Raw genomic sequence first — 16,277 nt, forward strand, 5'->3', positions numbered from 1 at the left:
ATTTGATCCTAAAATCCTGAAAGGACATATCATGACACGCATCTTTACATTTCCCACACTTACAACAGCGTTGACTCTCGCCTTGGCGGCGGCGGCATTGGCCGACGATGAATACAACGTTTCGAACAGTCTTACCCTGACTGGACACCCCCTCGGCATGCACGGCGTCGATCCTGTGTCGATGTTTGAAGCCGAGAATCCTGAGATGGGCAACGCCACTTACACGTCGCCCCATGATGGTGTGGACTACTATTTTGCGTCGCAAGCGGCGCAAGCTACATTCGAAGCGGATCCGACGGCACATCTGCCTCAATTCGGCGGGTTCTGCGCCTTTGGCGTCTATGTAGGCAAGAAGCTTGATGGCGATGTTCGGTATGCCGATATCGTGGACAACAAGCTCTATCTCTTTGTGAATGAGGACATCTTCAAGAAGTACCTTGAGGACAAAGAGACCGTGATTCAAGGCGCCCATGCCAAGTGGGCAGACATCCACCACACGCCTGTCGGCAGCCTTTGATCGAGGAATTTGGTGGCTTTTGCCGGTCGGAGCCACCGCTGCCTCGCGCCTCCCCAAAAGACCGGTATTTCTCCAAAACGCCACGCTCGCACACAATTCGCGTGCGTCGAAAGCTCAGACCAAAGGAAACCAGACATGACTGATTTTGAGACCTATACAATCGCCTCTGCCCCTGAAGCCGCGAAACCAATCCTGGAAGCATCGCTGAAAGGGTATGGCTTTGTACCCAACCTTTATGCTGCCATGGCCGAAGCTCCCGCAATTCTGGAAGGCTACACGACACTTTCCAGCATCTTCGGAAAGACCAGCCTGTCAGAGACCGAGCGCCAGATAATCCTGATGACCAACAACCGGTTGAACGGGTGCAAGTACTGCATGGCCGCCCATACCACTCTTTCACAGATGGCCGGTGTCCCCGAAGACGTGATCGCGGCATTGCGCGATGGCAGGCCCATTGCCAACCCCAAATTGGAAGCACTGCGCAAATTCGCCATCGTGATCAACGAAAGCCGAGGCTGGCCCAGCGACGCGCAAGTCGAGGCGTTTCTGACGGCTGGTTACACACGCCAATCTATGCTGGAAGTCATCCTTGGCACAGCGTTGAAAACCCTGTCGAACTATACGAACCATGTGGCGGACACCGCGTTGGATGATGCCTTTGTGCCAAATGCATGGATCGCCCCGGTCGCGGTGGTGGCTGAATAGCGCGACGCCCGCCCATATGTTAATCTTGCTTTTGGACCTGTGTTTGGTTCCCGACAAGAAGGGGATCTGATTTGAGACGTCCGACAGCAAAGTCAACAAAAGTGCGCACCTTCGCAGACACGGTTCGTCCCTCTTGATGCACAAGATGGATGGGGACTTCGGGTGGTTCATACGACTTTAGAACAGTCTTGAGCCGCCCATCTGCAATGTAGGGTGCGATTTGATAGGACAGAAGCCGCCCGACACCATGACCTTGCAAGGCCAACTCGATCACAGCGTCATTTGTGTTCATGCTGATGCGTGGGCTCATGCGTTTGGTGACAGTCTTTCTGCCCCGTTGAAAATGCCATTGGGCCGATGCATTCAAGGCAGTTGAATTAATGATTGCATGGCAGGATAAATCGTTGGGCGTATCTGGTTCGCCATATCGGTCAAGATATTTACGGGAAGCAAACACGACCTGCCTCACCGTACCACACCTGACAGCCATCAAACTGGAATCAGCGAGGTTGCCAATTCTGATCCCGACGTCGAGACCCTCATCAATCAGATTGACCACGCGGTCCACATAGAGCGTGCGCGCCGAGAGCTTTGGATACAGATCCAGAAAATCGCCCAAAATTGGAGTGACGAACATACGGCCAAACAGGACTGATGCAGTAACACTAATTTCCCCGGTCGGTTCGGCATAGGAACCGACAGCGGCGCGCTCGGCCTCTTCAAGGTCAGCCAGAATACGTCTGGCATCCTCAAAAAACCTTTGCCCGCTATCAGTCAGCATCACTGAGCGCGTTGTGCGTACAAAAAGACGTAGCCCGAGGCTGTCCTCAAGCATAGAAACCATTCGGGTCACTGTCGGTGGTGACATGTTGAGGTCGCGGGCCGCAGCAGCGAAACCTTTTAGTTCGGCGACCTTCACAAAGACTTTTAACGCGTGAAATCTGTCCAAGACATTATTCCATATTTTTGAATAATATATTGCCAAGTATCCAAATTCCGCAACTTGAAAGCTCCAATTAACTTCACCTCAGTCCCAGGGCATCGCCCAGGCCGAGATGGAGAATTCAATGGCACGACCCTTTGCAGAGATCAGCTTCACGCCCTCCGTTCGCGAAACGCAGGCCAAAAACGGGTCAGCTAACGGCTACGCGAAGTTTCTGGACGGCACGTGTCAGGAGGACTGTATCAGCCCGGTCGAGGCCAGGTTCATCGAGCAAAGAGACGGCTTCTATCAGGCAACAGTCTCGGAAACCGGCTGGCCCTATGTACAATTTCGCGGTGGACCTGCGGGTTTTCTGAAAGTGTTGGATGAACGGACACTTGCCTACGCCGATTTCCGCGGCAACCGGCAATATCTCAGCACCGGGAATCTGCTGGGCAATGACCGAATCTCGCTGATCCTGATGGATTATCCCAATCAGCGACGCCTCAAGATCTGGGGTCGGGCGAAACTCATTGATGCCGATGCCGATCCGGCGCTGATGCAACGCCTGAGTGAGCCGGGCTATCGCGCTCATCCTGAGCGGGCGATTGTGATCAAGCTTGACGCAATGGACTGGAACTGCCCGCAGCACATCCCCCAACGCCTGACCCTTGAAGAATTTGAAGATTACCTCGTCCCGCTTCGCACTGAGCTGGAAGCACTGAAAGCTCGAAACGCAAGGCTCGAAGAGGCACTGGTCAGCAAATCTGACCGATATCAAGCCCCGCGCGTACAAGCACGCACGCCGTAACCTGAAGAAAGGAAACATCCATGTCGCGCAATCTGAAATCCGTCCTGAGCGCCAGCATTCTCGCACTTTCCATTGCTGGGCCATGGGCACCAGTCCCTGCCATTGCCGCAGAGACTGGAATTGAAGCTACGCAAGCCGTCAGCTTCCGCACGGAAGAAATCGGCGACATAGCTATCGCCTATCGTGAAGCCGGAGACTCAAACAGACCTACTGTCCTGCTGCTTCATGGCTTTCCGACCTCATCACATATGTTCCGCAACCTTATCCCTGAACTGGCCAAGCACTACCACGTGATCGCACCCGATTTTCCCGGATTTGGAGCGTCGGACATGCCAAAAGCCGAGAATTTCGAGTATTCCTTTGCGAACATTGCCGAAATTATGACGTCTCTGCTCGACCGGAAGGGTGTCGATCAATATGCGGTCTATCTGATGGATTACGGTGCCCCGGTTGGTTTCCGTATGTTTGCGGAACAGCCCGAGCGGGTAACCGGCTTCATCATTCAAAACGGGAATGCTTACGAGGAAGGGCTGCGCGAGTTCTGGGATCCAATCAAAGCTTATTGGGCCGACCCATCGCAAGAGAACGGCGACCAGCTTCGTGGATTCCTCACTCTGGATGCAACCAAATGGCAGTTCACCCACGGCGTTAAAAAACCGGAACTGATCAGTCCCGACAATTATTGGCATGTCCAATACCTGCTCGACCGCGAAGGTAATCAAGAGGTGCAACTTGAACTCTTCCTAGACTACGGCACCAATGTTGCCGAGTACCCAAAATGGCAAGCGCTGTTTCGGAAGCATCAACCCCCGGCGCTACTGATGTGGGGTAAGAATGATCACATCTTTCCGGTCGAAGGCGCCTATCCCTATGAAAGCGATCTGAATGATCTCGATTTTCATCTGCTCGATACGGGTCACTTCGCGCTGGAAGAATATGGGCCCGAGATTGCGGCGCAAATGACCGCCTTTCTGAATCGCATCACCGCCGCCAGCAACTGACGTAAAACTGGCCGCACCATGCTCAAAGGTGCGGCCGACGCATGGAGAAAACCAATGAATACGCAAGCAAATACTGTCAGAAAGGTAACGGTTGAAATCGTACACGGCTTTGTCGACGGTGGCGCCGGTGGAAATCCCGCAGGCGTCGTCCTGGATGCTGATGAATTGGGCGAACAGGATATGCAAACCGTCGCGGCAAGGGTTGGATTGTCCGAAACGGCCTTTGTGTCGCAGTCCAAGACAGAGGGCTTCAAACTGGATTTCTTCACACCGAACAGGCGCATCGCTCATTGCGGTCATGCAACAATTGCCGCCTTCTCTCACCTTGACGCGCTGGGCCGGATTCCCAATCCCAACACCTCGAAGGAGACAGTTGATGGGCCAAGGCGCATACTAATGAAAGAGGGCGCCGCCTATATGGAACAGCTAGCCCCAAAATACGCGATACCAGAGGAATGGGTGGAAAAAGGTGTAAGCATCGACGATGTACTGAACTCCCTTGGGATCAGCAGCCATCACCTTGATCAGGAAATACCACCGATTTTAGTCAATACGGGTAACAGTTTCATTGTCATCGGCCTCGCTGATGCCGATGGTCTTGCCAATGTGAAACCAGATTTTGCCAAAATCACGCAAATCAGCGAACGACTGGATTTGATCGGCTACTACGTCTTCACAAGAGACCCATCGGCGACCGACCGAGACGCTACAACCCGCATGTTTGCGCCCCGATACGCGATTGAGGAAGAAGCCGCGACGGGGATGGCTGCGGGGCCCTTAGCATGTGTATTGCACGACTTTGTCGGATCATCTCAACGATCATTTCAAATCGAACAAGGGGTTTTTATGAACCCGGCGAGCCCGAGCCTAATAAAAATCGATCTGGAAATCGATAATGGAACAATCTCTGGCCTCTTGGCAGGTGGTTTCGGCAAGGTCATGTGCTCGCGTCGAATTGGTTTCTAGCGTTGCGCTTGCGGCGAATGGCTGGCTTTGCGGGCTGCACCGCAGCAACGACGCCCATTGGGCAACGTCCGAATTGGGCCGTCCGCTGAATTTTGAAAAGTCCGGATTCCTGCGCATCGCTGACCTTACAGTACGGAGAAGCACTTTGTGTTCTCTGCTCAACGCTACACTAGTGTAGGTCTGCGCATAACGCTGCGTTCCAGTAATTGATTTCATTCATGAAATTCAAGTGTGCTCGCCCATAACTTTGCGCGGCGTTTGCGCATAATTTTGCACGATTTTCCCAAAAGTTTGCACACTCCCCCAAGGTGACCGATTACATCCTTCCGAAAGTCTCTTTGAGTTCTGTGACTTGTGCTGCATCCAACATCCGGGTTGGCATGCCCCGCAAGGCCACGAGCAGCTTGGCGGTTTCTTCCAACTCTTCTGCTGCACAGACCGCCGAGAAGAGGTCCTTTCCTGAAACGACGGGGCCGTGATTAGCCAACAGAACCGCACTATACTTACCGTCTAGTTCACTGATCAAATCACCAGATTTCGGGTCACCCGGCTTGACGTATGGAACCAGTTTGACCGTTCCAACGCGCATGACCACGTATGGTGTCAGTGGCGGAATACAGTCATTGGGATCGGTGTCTTCCAAACACGACAGTGCGGTGGCCCAGGTCGAATGTAGATGCACCACTGCACCAGCTTCTGGCCGCGTTTCATAAAAGGCTTGGTGCAGAAAAACCTCCTTGGTCGGCTTGTCGCCGGAGACGTGGTGCCCATCCAAACTAATCTTGGCGATGCGCTCGGGGTCGATATCGCCCAAGGTGGAATTGGTTGGTGTCATGAGGATCCCGTCATGTAAACGCGCGGAGACATTGCCCGCCGTGCCGACGGAAAAACCACGTGCAAACAGCGAGGCGCACAGCTCTGACATCTGCCGTCGCAGTGTCTGTTCTTCAGAACTCATTTACCGGACTCCATCATTCTGAGAGCCTTGGCGAAAAAGTCCGGAGCGCCGAAGTTCCCAGACTTCAAAGCCAGCGCAATCGGTTCAGATTTCCCAACGCTCAGGACTGGCACGCCCGGGTCGATCTCTGGCCCAATTGACATGGCTGGTGACCCCAGTGCCTCAGAGACAGCATTGGCGACAGCTCCCGACGTCTCTCCTCCCGCCACCACCAATCGCTTGTAGCTCTTCTGAACAAGCTCGCGCGCGGTATCTGCAAAGAGATTGTCCAGCCTGTCCGCAACCGCTTCCTGACCATATTTGTTTTGGATCGCTCGCACCTGATCCGGGCTTCCTGATGAGTAAGCGAGAGGGGCCTCACCCAAATGCGTTTCAAAGAATTCCAGAAGCGTCTGCGTGGTCACATCCCCGGACATAACACCTGGCACATCAATGGCGAAGGACGGATGGGATTGCGAATGAACATCAATCTGCCCACGGGTCGCACCCGAGCAAGACCCGGCAAGGATCGCGGCAGGCCCAGCGATACCGGGGAACACTCTGCCAGCACTTTTGGATGAAGTCTCTCTCAGGAAGTTTCTTGGTAGACCCAGCGCTATACCCGATCCCCCAGTAATGAGCTTGGCATCCCTTAGAGCTTCGCCCCAGGCCAGCAAATCTTCATCCGAAATCGCATCACCGATCACAAAGCGTTCGTTTGCGTTCTGCAACGCATCAGCAATCGCCTCTGGTCCTTGCTTCACGGTGTCAACTGACACCAACCCGACCGTTTCTTCGGTCTGATGCTGCAACCATCGCCGGATGTTGGCATCCGTCATCGGAGTGAGAGGGTGGTTTTCCATCCCGGATTCATGCAACAGCTTACCGAGTACAAAGAGATGACCGTAATAGACAGTGCGCCCCGTTGTCGGAAAGGCCGGACAGAAAACCACCTTTTGCGCACCCAGGTCGTTGGCCAGTGATTCCGCAACGGGGCCGATATTTCCTTCCGTCAGGGAATCGAAGGTGGAGCAATACTTGAAGATGAACTGCTTGCATCCTTGATCCTTAAGCCACCGCAGAGCGCGCAAGCTGTCCGCTACCGCTTCCTCAGTCGGTGCGGTGCGGCTCTTGAGTGAGATCACACCCGCTTCGATCTCCTCGTCGGCTGGGGTCGTCGGAATACCTGGAAATTGAGCCGTTCGTAACCCACCTTCCGGCTCAACGCCCTTTGCTAAGGTGTTCGCAATATCACTCGCACCAGTAAAGTCGTCCGCTATGACACCGATTAGCATAGTTCAATGTCCCGGGCCGGCCCTGGATCCAACCTATGGATATGCGGTGCCACGCCCACGGGAAATACCTCACGCACAAGTGGATCATGGCCGGGCACGATAAGCCTAGGATGCGAAGCCAACCTCTCAAGTGTCTCGAAACCATCCATCATGTCTTGCAGGTCGACGACGATGGGAAAGGCTTTGCGCGCCATGAAATTCTCGTAATAGTGCGAGGCATCAGAGGCGAGTACCATCCACCCGGCTGCCGTTCTTACGCGAACGCATTGCAACCCGCGCGAATGCCCTCCGATGCAGTGCACCGTTACCCCATCTGCAATCTCGGCTTCTCCATCGTAGAACACCACCTTGCCTGAATAGAGACGCTTTACGACCTCGCAGACATGGCCAGCCGTGAAAGGCGCACGCAGGTGGTCATGGCACATGCATGGACCTGTGGCGAAGGCCATTTCCGCCGACTGCATGTGCAATTTCGCGTTAGGGAACATATGCAGCCCCCCTGCGTGGTCATAATGAAGGTGGGTCACGATGACCTCAGTCACCGCTTCTGGCGCAATGCCCAGGGGCCGCAGAGCTTCGCGAGGGTCCATCGCGATGGGACGACCACGAGCGGCGGCCTCATCGGAGTCGTAGCCAGTATCGACCAGAATGACTTTGTTGCCGCGTTTGAGCACCCAAACAAAATAGTCCATTGCATGAGGCGCGTCGTGATTGTCATCCAAGATGAAGCTATCGCGTCGAGTGCGGGCATTGCGATCCGCGTATTTGACAGCGTGGATTTCCCAATCGTTCATCGTATGACCTCGGAATATTGGTGAACTGTCTTGGTTGCAATCATATCAACCACTGCCTTATCGAAGGACTGAAAATGCGCGCTTTCTAGGTGGGCAGAGAACGCCACGCTGTCATCATAAACCTCATAGAGAAAAACTGTCTCGGGATCGTCGCCAAGGCAAACGTCAAACTGATGGCATCCGGATTCTTCACGCAAAGAAGTTGAAGCGTTTTCGACCATCAGCGGCAAGAAAGCGTCTCTCTTACCGGGTTTGAGAGTGAAAGTGACAGTGACTACAATCATCAGACAGAAAGTCCTTTCAAACGTGAGAATGCGCGCTTTGCGACGGGCAGTTGGCTGAGGATCAGACCAATGTTGAGCACCAGCAGAATGGCCGCACCGGGTCGTGAAAAGAAGACCGAAAGATCCCCGTCCGACAAGAACAGCGACCGGCGGAAGGTTTCGTCAAACAGGCTGCCCAGAATAACCCCGATCACCAACGGCGCGATTGGGTACTTCATCAGGTTCATGAAATAGGCAACGGCGCCGACGCCGAGCATCAGGTAGAGATCATTGATGCCCCCGCCAACGCTGAAAGACCCAATTGTTGTCAGAACCATAACGACGGGCAAAAAGATGGTCTGCGGGATGGCAAGGATTTTGATAAATACCCGAGCGGTGAAAAGCCCCATCAGGAACATCGTGAGGGAGGCCAGCACCAGGATTGCAACCACGCGCAGAATGATCTCTGGATCTATCGTCGGGCCGGGAATCACGTTGTTGATCTTGAAAGCCCCCATCAAAGCGGCGGCTGGTGGTGAGCCAGGAATGCCCAGCACCAAAAGTGGGATTAGCGCGCCGCCAATACAGGCGTTATTTGCGGTCTCAGAACACAGCAGACCTTCCAATGACCCTTTGCCGAACTTGTTGCCCTCAGTAGATACGGTCTTGCCAACACCGTAGCTGACCCAACCGGCGACATCTTCGCCAACTCCGGGAAGTGCTCCTACCCCTGTCCCGATCACGCCTGACCGGCCAATGGTGGGCAGGTAGCGCCGAATAGAGCGAAGGTTCGGAAGAATGCGGCCTTTCAGGGCCAGAACTTTCCCGGCCTCAACGTGCCTCAAACCGTCAATGATTTGGGGAATGGCAAAGGCCCCCATCAAAACTGGCACGACCTGAAACCCGCTCATCAGGTAAGACCAGCCGAAGGTATAGCGCGGCTCAGACAACAGAGGGTCGAGGCCCACCATGGACATCGCAAGCCCGATCAAACCGGCGATCCATCCCTTAATCACCAGGTCTTCGCTCATCAAAGTACCAGAAAGCAGAATGCCGAACAGGGCCAGCAATGCTTTCTCCGGGCTTGCGATGTTCTTTGAAACCAAAAGCAGCGCCCAGACAAAAATCAAAAGCGTGATGGTTCCGATAACTGTGCCAATGAAACTGGCCGTCGTGGTCAGCCCTAGTGCTTCGCCCCCTCGACCCGCTTTGGCCAAAGGGTAGCCATCCATGGCCGTCGCCGCGCTGGCTGCCGTGCCCGGAATGTTCAGCAAAATAGACGGGTAAGAGCCGCCGTAAATCGCGCCGACATAGGCCCCGAGCAAAGCGATGAGCGAATAGTCGAGCGGGATTTTGTTGCCGAAGAAGCCCGTCAGGATCGTCACGGCCAGGGTTGCCGTAAGGCCGGGCAATGCGCCGAACGTGATGCCCAGGAACACGGATGCAATCAAATACAGATAGGTCAGCGGGTCCACTGCCAGGCCCACGAATGCAGTCCCAAATCCAGCCAGTTGCGAAAGAATAAAGTCCATCCGGTCAGTCTTTCCATAGCGGACGAAGCGTCACGTAGTAGTGGTATTCGATTTGCTTGAAGATCAGCCCGCCGCGCGCGGGCACGTTCTGCCGGAAAACAAAGGCCATCGCACAAACGAGGATGAGCGGGGCAAGTATTGCCACCAATGGAACGAACCGCAAAACGCGTTCGGAAGCCGCTTTGGTCAACACCACTAGTGTTAACGCGACCCACAAGGCCAGTGTGAACCAATCATCACCGTGTGCATTCCAATCCGCCTGAGCAGGGAACACGGCGAACGCAAACAAACCGGTGACGACAACTGCGACACAGGCCACCAAAGCACGCCGCGCGTGACCGCCGTAGTAGCCGTAAGTCAAAGCTGTGATTAGCAAGCCAGAACACAGAATGAAGTCCACTCTTGGAACCAACCCAACGACATATGCAAGAAGGATCAGTCCTATGGTTGAAGCTCGATAGGCTTCAGACTTATCCCACCCGATGCCCAAAGCACTGAGCGCGTGTTGGGCTGCACCGGCACGAATCGAAATAGCCAACAAAACGAAAGACAAAACAAGTAGTCCACCGAAGATGAACAACGGCACAATTGCAGCCGAGTTGTACCAATCCGATCCACTTACACCTGCGCGGTTTTCGCCCCAAAGAGGGATGTCCAACGTCTTCCAAAGGAAAAAGGTGGAAATTGCTATCAGACCAATCGATGCCCAGAAATCGCGCGTCCGCATGATCAGTGTATCGTCAGGTTTGTCCATTGCCTGCCTCTTGTCGGAAAGGGCGCGATCAGGCGCGCCCTTTCAAAAGTGATCGGATTATGGCTTCTCGATACCCAGCGACGCCGGATCGACGGTCGCTGCGCCCAGATCTTGCAAGGTGTAGGCAAATGTCGCCTCAAGGTTCGCAAACAGCTCTTGAGCTTCTTCGCCGTGTTGACCACCGACATCGTAATTGTTTGCCACGGCCCATTCAGCGACGGTGTCGGAGGCAATCGCTTGCTCGAAGGCATCACCAAGTGCGGCCTTTACGTCGTCCCCGGCTGAACTGTGAACTGCAAACCCGATGGCCTGTTTGAGCGGTAAATACTGATCGAGACCGTCATAAATCCCAAAGGCGGAAGGCACCGTTGCCCCTGCAATCTGCGCTTCTTCGGGCGTCAGCATCGCGAGAGGCTTCAATTGACCGCCTTCGATCAACGGGGCCTGTTCAGCTAGAGAAGTCACAACCAACGCAACTTCACCCGCTATCGCTGCTTCCTGCCCTGGCGCGGAGCCTTTGTATGGAACAAACTTGAACTCTGCACCGGACCCTTTTTCGATGGCCAGAAGGTTCAAGTGGTGGATCGAACCTGCGCCGGAAGCCGCCGCTGGAATAGTGCCAGGAGCAGCTTTCGCAGCGTCGACCAGTTCTTCCAGAGTATTGTAAGGGCTACCCGCTGGGACCGAGATCAGATCGGGTGAGCCGCCAACAATAAACGGATACCAAAAGTCGAATTTCTTATCCCAACCACCCTGCACAGCAGCGGTGACGTTCGATTCAGACAGACCAACCAATGTGTAGCCATCGTCTGGTTGGTTCATGACGTAGACCATGCCGTTAGAGCCTGCGACCCCACCTGTTTGATTGATCACATTGATCGAAACCGGAAGGTGTTTTTCCATCTCGGCCATGATCATTCGGTTGATCGTGTCCGTGCCACCACCGGCCCCCCAGACCACAGCTGTGGTGATATCACGATAGGGATAATCCTGCGCAGCAGCAGCCCCAGCAATCCCCGTCGCCATAGCAACCGCGGCCGCCAACCGCCCTAGCTTCAGTTTCATTTCCAAGTCCTCCCAAACATCTTTGCGTTTATTATTGCATTTATTTGCGTATACATTAAAGAATGCGTTGTCAACGGACTGTAGTGAAAGTTGCTATCGCGCTATGAATGCGAAACGGGAAGGAAGCGGGCTAAGATGAAGAAAAGTTATGATGTGGCAGTGTTCCATGGGGACGGAATCGGCCCTGAAATTATGGCCCCTACGCTTGAAATCCTGCGTCAGCTCTCGCACGGCAGTCCTTCCTACAAACTGGTGTTTACAGACGCTCCGGCGGGCGCAGGCCACTACGCCAAAACTGGAGAATCGTTTCCGGCTGGGTCACTCGAAACTGCACGCAACGCTGACGCGATTCTGCTATCTGCAATGGGTTTGCCGGATGTTCGCTACCCTGATGGAACCGAGATTTCACCGCAGATCGATCTGCGAAAGCAACTGGGACTTTTCGCTGGGGTGCGGCCAGTAAAGGTAAGCAACGGGCAAACGACCCCTTTGTCGCTCCCCAGTGGAAAAGAGATCGACTTTGTCTTGATCCGTGAAAGCACCGAAGGATTGTTTTTCACGCAAGGAACGGGAGAAGTCTTAGAAGATGAGGCGCGCGAAACTCTTCTGATCACCCGCGATGTTTCCGAAAAACTATTTCGGTTTGCGTTTGATTTGGCCAAAAACCGGAAAGCATCCGGACGCGGGCCAGGACGGGTTACTTGCGTCGATAAAGCCAATGTATTCAGGGCCTTTGCGTTCTTCAGATCAATGTTTGACGCCGAAGCTGCCAACCATCCGGATTTGCAGGCAGACCATGCATACGTCGATGCTACCGCCCTCTGGATGGTTCAAAAGCCTTGGGAATTTGATGTCTTGGTGACCGAGAACATGTTCGGAGACATTCTCTCCGACCTTGGCGCGGGTCTCATGGGTGGTCTAGGACTGGCGCCATCAGCGGATATCGGGTTGAATCACGCTGTATTCCAACCCTGCCATGGTTCCGCTCCTGACATTGCGGGACAGGGTATTGCCAACCCTTTTGCGATGATCCTGTCCGCAGCAATGATGCTTGAATGGTTGGGGCTGACCCATGATCACCCAGACCTGTCCAACGACAGCGAACGATTGCGCGAAGCCGTGGAAAAGGTGACGACAAGCGGCAACAACCTGACGCGTGACCTTGGTGGCACCGCTGGAACGCAGGCCGCAGCCTCTTCAGTAATGGAAGCATTGCAGGCATGAATACACAACAAGCCATCAGGGTCGCGTGTGTGGGAGCGGGGTATTTCAGTAGGTTCCACTACGAAAGCTGGTCCCGAATGCCCGGAGCGGTTCCGATTGCATCTTGCAACCGTGATATCAACAAGGCGAAGGAAACAGGACTGGCCGCTTACGATGATCTGTCAAAAATGCTGGAGGTGGAAAAACCAGATCTCTTGGACATCATCCTTCCACCTGTGGCGCAGGCCGATGCCATCCGAACGGCACTGCGCTCTGGAATAAAGTGGCTGATCTGCCAAAAACCTTTCTGCATGTCATTAGAAGAAGCTAAGAAGATCGTCTCCGAGGCTGAAGCAGTAGGCGCAACCATTGTCGTGCATGAGAATTTTCGCTTCCAGCCCTGGTATCGTGCGATCAAGGTAGCGATGACCGAGGGTCGAATTGGAACACCTCTACAAGCGACTTTCCGGCTTCGGCCTGGCGACGGACAGGGACCGCACGCCTACCTTGACCGGCAGCCGTACTTTCAGGACATGCCACGTTTTCTGGTGCATGAAACAGCGGTTCACTGGGTAGACACATTCCGATTTTTGTTCGATGCGCCCAGTGCAGTTTATGCGGACTTGCGCCAAGTTAACCCCGTTATCTCGGGCGAGGATGCAGGTTACATCCTGTTTGACCACCCCAACGGTTTGAAAGCTCTGTTCGATGGCAACAGATGCCTTGACCACAGTGCCGAAAACCTGCGCCAAACCATGGGCGAAGCTCTCATCGAAGGAACAGAAGGATCACTGGTTCTTTACGGCGACGGCTCAGTAGAACTCCGCGGTTTTGGAAAACAGGAGCGACAGCAGATTCTACCTCCAAGCGATCATGATGGATTTGGAGGAGACTGCGTCCACGCCTTGCAAAGTCACGTCATTTCGGGCCTTCTACGAGGCACGCCGTTAGAAAACACGGCCCGAGATTATTTGGATGTGATCCGCATCGAAGAGAATATCTATCTCTCGGCTGCGGAAGGACGAAAAATCAACCTGGAGACGCCGTGAAGGATCAGGACGCAAAAACTCTTTCCAATACACAACGCGCTGTAAGAGATTTGCGGCGGATGATCCTGTCCGGCGAACTTGCGGCCGGAACTGACCATCTGGAATCGGAACTCGCCGAAACCCTTGGTATGTCCCGCACCCCGATACGGGAAGCCGCGCTGATGTTGGAAAGTAAGGGGTTGCTGGAAATGCGACCCCGGAAGGGCGTTCGGATACTGCCTGTTTCATCAGATGATATGCGTGAAATCTACGACATATTGACGGAACTCGAGAGCCTCGCAGCACAGCGCGCTGCCGAAGCGGGTTATTCAGAAGATGAACTGGCGGACCTTGCTGGATCAATTGCAAAGATGGACCAAGCCATCGAAGCCGAAGACCTAGAAGCCTGGGCCGAGGCCGACGAGTGGTTTCATCAGGAACTCGTTCGGTTGGGCGGCAACAAACGAGTCGAAGCGATTGTCGCCATGATGAGCGACCAGGTGCGCCGCGCTCGCGCAACGACGTTGTTCATCAGGCCCGTGCCCGTCAAATCCAATGAAGATCATCGGGTTGTTTTCCAAGCGATTAGTGAAGGTCGACCGGATGTTGCCCGTGAACGTCATCGAGAACACAGGCTGCAAGCACAGGCTATGCTTTGCGGGATACTCGAAAAGCATCGGCTCAACAGCCTCTGATCTTCTCGTATCCGGTCGTTAGTCAACTAGAGTAACTGCCTGTTTTCGGCATTGAAGGCGCTCCGAGTTCTTGTCTACCACGGCAACCCGCAGTTGCCTCCGGCTGCGCTGATTTTCTTTTTTTAGTCGCTCAAACAATCACTACATCGATTGGGGTTGAAATGGTACGACTTCGTATTAATTTAGTACGATATCGTACTACTGGAGACTCAAGATGCCAAATCGAAGACGTTTTCTCAAGATTCTAGGCGGAGGCACAATTCTGGCGGCAACGGGCGCGGTTGCGTTCCTCGCTACACGCACGCCGCATGACGCGCTGGCTCCGTGGACGCCAAAACCGTATGACGACCCACGCAAAGCTGCTTTGTCCTACGCAATTCTCGCCCCCAATCCACACAACTTGCAACCTTGGCTCGTTGAGTTGGTTGGGCAAGACAAGGTGCGCATCCATCGTGATCCTGATCGCGAGCTTCCAGAAACCGATCCTTACCACCGCCAGCTTTTTATTGGCCTCGGCGCATTTGTTGAGACTATGATCCTGGCGGCAGGTGCACAGGGATTTGATACCGAGGTCAAACTACTGCCAAATGGAGATGACGGACCTATCGCAGAAGCAGTGTTTGTTCCTGGCGGAGCGCCCGATCCACTCTCAGATCAAATCCTCAACCGACATTCCAACAAGGAACCGTACACTGAACAGCGCCTCTCAGCCGACCAAGTGTCTACGCTTGCCAACTATGCATCTTTGATTGCTGATGAGGATCTAGTGGGCCGTGTTCGAGACCTCACAAAACGCGCTTTCGAAATCGAAATGCGAACACCCCAGACCCTAAAAGAATCCGTCGACCTCATGCGGATCGGGAAAGCAGAAATCAACGCCAACCCGGATGGGATTGAGTTACGCGATCCCATACTGGAAACGCTGCGACTTACCGGCTTATTGGACAATGAGACCCTTATGAATGTTGACCACCCAGGCACTCAGTCTCACATGCGAGGCTACTTCGCTATGCTAGACGCGACGCCTCAATACGCAGTCCTCACGACAGCTACAAATACGCGAAGTGATCAACTCGAAGCCGGACGTCAATTGATGCGTTTCTATCTGAAGACAACCGAAATGGGGCTAGGCGTGCATCCGGTCAGTCAGGCCCTTCAGGAATATCCCGAGATGGCCGATGAATACGCTATTGCGCATGAGCTTCTTGCGTCACCGGGCCACACGGTGCAAATGTTGCTGCGTTTGGGGTATGGACCTGAGCCAATTGCCACACCCCGCTGGCCGCTGGAGACACGAATTCTGAATGAAGCCTGAAGATGAGACCAACGAAGTTTACCGGTTCTTCACCGAGGTCGGGATCATAAATCAACTGATCTCGACCAAGCTGGAAACGTTCTTACCTGGTCGAATGACGGCAACTCAATTTGGAATTTTAGGCCACCTGGTCCGGCGCCCCGAGGGAGAAACGCCACTACAGCTATCGAACGCATTTCAAGTGCCCAAGACGTCGATGACGCACATGCTCGCGAGCCTTGAAAATCTTACCCTGATTACCCTTGAAGCCAACCCCAATGACAAGCGTTCGAAAATCGCCAGGTCCACTCCGCAAGGCGCGGAGTTTTTGAAAGCTTGTACGAAGCGGATGTCGGAAGCCCTGGCTCCAGTATTGTCCGAACTCGGGTCAGGTCCGTTTCATGAGTCTTTGCCTAATCTGGCGCTCATTCGCGAAACTTTGGACAGTGAGCGCGACTAGCGGAAGCCAGCGTCGACCCAAGCAAATAGAAAAGC

The 16,277-nt window shown here is 54.1% G+C and carries 18 protein-coding genes; 10 read left to right on the plus strand and 8 right to left on the minus strand.

Annotated features, from left to right (window positions below; genetic code table 11):
- The first annotated feature begins 31 nt into the window (after positions 1 to 31).
- Together ACR3EJ_RS02585 and ACR3EJ_RS02590 are read left to right on the plus strand one after the other, a co-directional pair.
- Positions 32 to 517 (plus strand): YHS domain-containing (seleno)protein, encoded by a 486-nt coding sequence (locus ACR3EJ_RS02585; RefSeq protein ID WP_170547454.1) that lies wholly within the window; start codon positions 32 to 34, stop codon positions 515 to 517.
- A 135-nt stretch (positions 518 to 652) separates the two neighbouring features.
- A complete protein-coding gene (locus tag ACR3EJ_RS02590) occupies positions 653 to 1,222 on the plus strand; it encodes a carboxymuconolactone decarboxylase family protein (RefSeq protein WP_170547453.1) in 570 nt (189 codons plus the stop codon).
- Between the two features lie 19 nt (positions 1,223 to 1,241).
- On the opposite strand, the gene ACR3EJ_RS02595 is transcribed toward ACR3EJ_RS02590, so the two are convergent.
- Complete coding sequence (locus ACR3EJ_RS02595) at positions 1,242 to 2,171, minus strand: LysR family transcriptional regulator (protein ID WP_170547451.1); 930 nt, start codon at positions 2,169 to 2,171, stop codon at positions 1,242 to 1,244.
- Positions 2,172 to 2,289: 118 nt separating this feature from the next.
- Here ACR3EJ_RS02595 and ACR3EJ_RS02600 point away from each other — a divergent pair, with 118 nt between their 5' ends.
- Genes ACR3EJ_RS02600 through ACR3EJ_RS02610 form a run of 3 tightly spaced genes read left to right on the plus strand, consistent with a single transcriptional unit; the run spans position 2,290 to position 4,922 of the window.
- The gene (locus ACR3EJ_RS02600) at positions 2,290 to 2,955 is read left to right on the plus strand and encodes a pyridoxamine 5'-phosphate oxidase family protein (RefSeq protein WP_170547449.1); all 666 of its coding nucleotides are present in this window, start codon (positions 2,290 to 2,292) and stop codon (positions 2,953 to 2,955) included.
- A gap of 20 nt (positions 2,956 to 2,975) precedes the next feature.
- On the plus strand, positions 2,976 to 3,956 hold the full coding sequence (locus tag ACR3EJ_RS02605; RefSeq protein ID WP_170547447.1) for an alpha/beta hydrolase: 981 nt from the start codon (positions 2,976 to 2,978) through the stop codon (positions 3,954 to 3,956).
- 54 nt (positions 3,957 to 4,010) lie between these two features.
- The gene (locus ACR3EJ_RS02610; protein ID WP_170547445.1) at positions 4,011 to 4,922 is read left to right on the plus strand and encodes a PhzF family phenazine biosynthesis protein; all 912 of its coding nucleotides are present in this window, start codon (positions 4,011 to 4,013) and stop codon (positions 4,920 to 4,922) included.
- Positions 4,923 to 5,238: 316 nt separating this feature from the next.
- On the opposite strand, the gene otnC is transcribed toward ACR3EJ_RS02610, so the two are convergent.
- Genes otnC through ACR3EJ_RS02645 form a run of 7 tightly spaced genes read right to left on the minus strand, consistent with a single transcriptional unit; the run spans position 5,239 to position 11,562 of the window.
- Positions 5,239 to 5,880, minus strand: a complete 642-nt coding sequence (gene otnC, locus ACR3EJ_RS02615) for a 3-oxo-tetronate 4-phosphate decarboxylase (RefSeq protein ID WP_170547443.1) — start codon at positions 5,878 to 5,880, stop codon at positions 5,239 to 5,241.
- Positions 5,877 to 7,154, minus strand: coding sequence for a 3-oxo-tetronate kinase (otnK, locus tag ACR3EJ_RS02620; protein WP_170547441.1), 1,278 nt, complete (start codon positions 7,152 to 7,154; stop codon positions 5,877 to 5,879). The genes otnC and otnK overlap by 4 nt, the downstream gene beginning before the upstream one ends.
- A complete protein-coding gene (locus ACR3EJ_RS02625) occupies positions 7,148 to 7,948 on the minus strand; it encodes an N-acyl homoserine lactonase family protein (RefSeq protein WP_170547439.1) in 801 nt (266 codons plus the stop codon). Before ACR3EJ_RS02625 ends, otnK begins: the two co-directional genes overlap by 7 nt.
- Positions 7,945 to 8,232: a putative quinol monooxygenase gene (locus ACR3EJ_RS02630; protein WP_170547437.1), complete on the minus strand. Its 288-nt coding sequence runs from the start codon at positions 8,230 to 8,232 to the stop codon at positions 7,945 to 7,947. The genes ACR3EJ_RS02625 and ACR3EJ_RS02630 overlap by 4 nt, the downstream gene beginning before the upstream one ends.
- Positions 8,232 to 9,743, minus strand: coding sequence for a tripartite tricarboxylate transporter permease (locus ACR3EJ_RS02635; protein WP_170547435.1), 1,512 nt, complete (start codon positions 9,741 to 9,743; stop codon positions 8,232 to 8,234). Before ACR3EJ_RS02635 ends, ACR3EJ_RS02630 begins: the two co-directional genes overlap by 1 nt.
- Positions 9,744 to 9,747: 4 nt before the next feature.
- Entirely contained in the window at positions 9,748 to 10,497 is a 750-nt protein-coding gene (locus ACR3EJ_RS02640; RefSeq protein ID WP_170547432.1) for a hypothetical protein, read from the minus strand.
- Between the two features lie 57 nt (positions 10,498 to 10,554).
- Positions 10,555 to 11,562, minus strand: a complete 1,008-nt coding sequence (locus tag ACR3EJ_RS02645; protein WP_170547430.1) for a tripartite tricarboxylate transporter substrate binding protein — start codon at positions 11,560 to 11,562, stop codon at positions 10,555 to 10,557.
- 135 nt (positions 11,563 to 11,697) lie between these two features.
- On the opposite strand from ACR3EJ_RS02645, the gene ACR3EJ_RS02650 reads away from it, so the two are divergent.
- The 5 genes from ACR3EJ_RS02650 to ACR3EJ_RS02670 all read left to right on the plus strand — a co-directional run bounded on the left by ACR3EJ_RS02650 (position 11,698) and on the right by ACR3EJ_RS02670 (position 16,242).
- Positions 11,698 to 12,786, plus strand: coding sequence for an isocitrate/isopropylmalate family dehydrogenase (locus ACR3EJ_RS02650; RefSeq protein WP_170547428.1), 1,089 nt, complete (start codon positions 11,698 to 11,700; stop codon positions 12,784 to 12,786).
- Positions 12,783 to 13,814, plus strand: coding sequence for a Gfo/Idh/MocA family protein (locus tag ACR3EJ_RS02655; protein ID WP_170547426.1), 1,032 nt, complete (start codon positions 12,783 to 12,785; stop codon positions 13,812 to 13,814). The genes ACR3EJ_RS02650 and ACR3EJ_RS02655 overlap by 4 nt, the downstream gene beginning before the upstream one ends.
- A complete protein-coding gene (locus ACR3EJ_RS02660) occupies positions 13,811 to 14,488 on the plus strand; it encodes a GntR family transcriptional regulator (protein WP_170547424.1) in 678 nt (225 codons plus the stop codon). The genes ACR3EJ_RS02655 and ACR3EJ_RS02660 overlap by 4 nt, the downstream gene beginning before the upstream one ends.
- 214 nt (positions 14,489 to 14,702) lie before the next feature.
- The gene (locus ACR3EJ_RS02665) at positions 14,703 to 15,803 is read left to right on the plus strand and encodes an Acg family FMN-binding oxidoreductase (RefSeq protein WP_170547422.1); all 1,101 of its coding nucleotides are present in this window, start codon (positions 14,703 to 14,705) and stop codon (positions 15,801 to 15,803) included.
- Positions 15,793 to 16,242 carry a MarR family transcriptional regulator gene (locus tag ACR3EJ_RS02670; RefSeq protein ID WP_170547420.1) on the plus strand — a complete coding sequence of 150 codons (450 nt, stop codon included), beginning with the start codon at positions 15,793 to 15,795 and terminating at the stop codon, positions 16,240 to 16,242. Before ACR3EJ_RS02665 ends, ACR3EJ_RS02670 begins: the two co-directional genes overlap by 11 nt.
- Positions 16,243 to 16,277: the final 35 nt, after the last annotated feature.

It is taken from the genome of Ruegeria sp. AB11 (assembly GCF_056536325.1).

Excerpts from the sequence above, each read along its gene's own strand:
- ACR3EJ_RS02665 (WP_170547422.1), top strand. The coding sequence starts at position 14,703 with ATGCCAAATCGAAGACGTTTTCTCAAGATTCTAGGCGGAGGCACAATT.
- ACR3EJ_RS02635 (WP_170547435.1), bottom strand. The coding sequence starts at position 9,743 with ATGGACTTTATTCTTTCGCAACTGGCTGGATTTGGGACTGCATTCGTG.
- ACR3EJ_RS02640 (WP_170547432.1), bottom strand. The coding sequence starts at position 10,497 with ATGGACAAACCTGACGATACACTGATCATGCGGACGCGCGATTTCTGG.
- ACR3EJ_RS02630 (WP_170547437.1), bottom strand. The coding sequence starts at position 8,232 with ATGATTGTAGTCACTGTCACTTTCACTCTCAAACCCGGTAAGAGAGAC.
- otnK (WP_170547441.1), bottom strand. The coding sequence starts at position 7,154 with ATGCTAATCGGTGTCATAGCGGACGACTTTACTGGTGCGAGTGATATT.
- otnC (WP_170547443.1), bottom strand. The coding sequence starts at position 5,880 with ATGAGTTCTGAAGAACAGACACTGCGACGGCAGATGTCAGAGCTGTGC.
- ACR3EJ_RS02610 (WP_170547445.1), top strand. The coding sequence starts at position 4,011 with ATGAATACGCAAGCAAATACTGTCAGAAAGGTAACGGTTGAAATCGTA.
- ACR3EJ_RS02590 (WP_170547453.1), top strand. The coding sequence starts at position 653 with ATGACTGATTTTGAGACCTATACAATCGCCTCTGCCCCTGAAGCCGCG.
- ACR3EJ_RS02670 (WP_170547420.1), top strand. The coding sequence starts at position 15,793 with ATGAAGCCTGAAGATGAGACCAACGAAGTTTACCGGTTCTTCACCGAG.
- ACR3EJ_RS02600 (WP_170547449.1), top strand. The coding sequence starts at position 2,290 with ATGGCACGACCCTTTGCAGAGATCAGCTTCACGCCCTCCGTTCGCGAA.
- ACR3EJ_RS02585 (WP_170547454.1), top strand. The coding sequence starts at position 32 with ATGACACGCATCTTTACATTTCCCACACTTACAACAGCGTTGACTCTC.
- ACR3EJ_RS02655 (WP_170547426.1), top strand. The coding sequence starts at position 12,783 with ATGAATACACAACAAGCCATCAGGGTCGCGTGTGTGGGAGCGGGGTAT.
- ACR3EJ_RS02645 (WP_170547430.1), bottom strand. The coding sequence starts at position 11,562 with ATGAAACTGAAGCTAGGGCGGTTGGCGGCCGCGGTTGCTATGGCGACG.
- ACR3EJ_RS02605 (WP_170547447.1), top strand. The coding sequence starts at position 2,976 with ATGTCGCGCAATCTGAAATCCGTCCTGAGCGCCAGCATTCTCGCACTT.
- ACR3EJ_RS02625 (WP_170547439.1), bottom strand. The coding sequence starts at position 7,948 with ATGAACGATTGGGAAATCCACGCTGTCAAATACGCGGATCGCAATGCC.
- ACR3EJ_RS02650 (WP_170547428.1), top strand. The coding sequence starts at position 11,698 with ATGAAGAAAAGTTATGATGTGGCAGTGTTCCATGGGGACGGAATCGGC.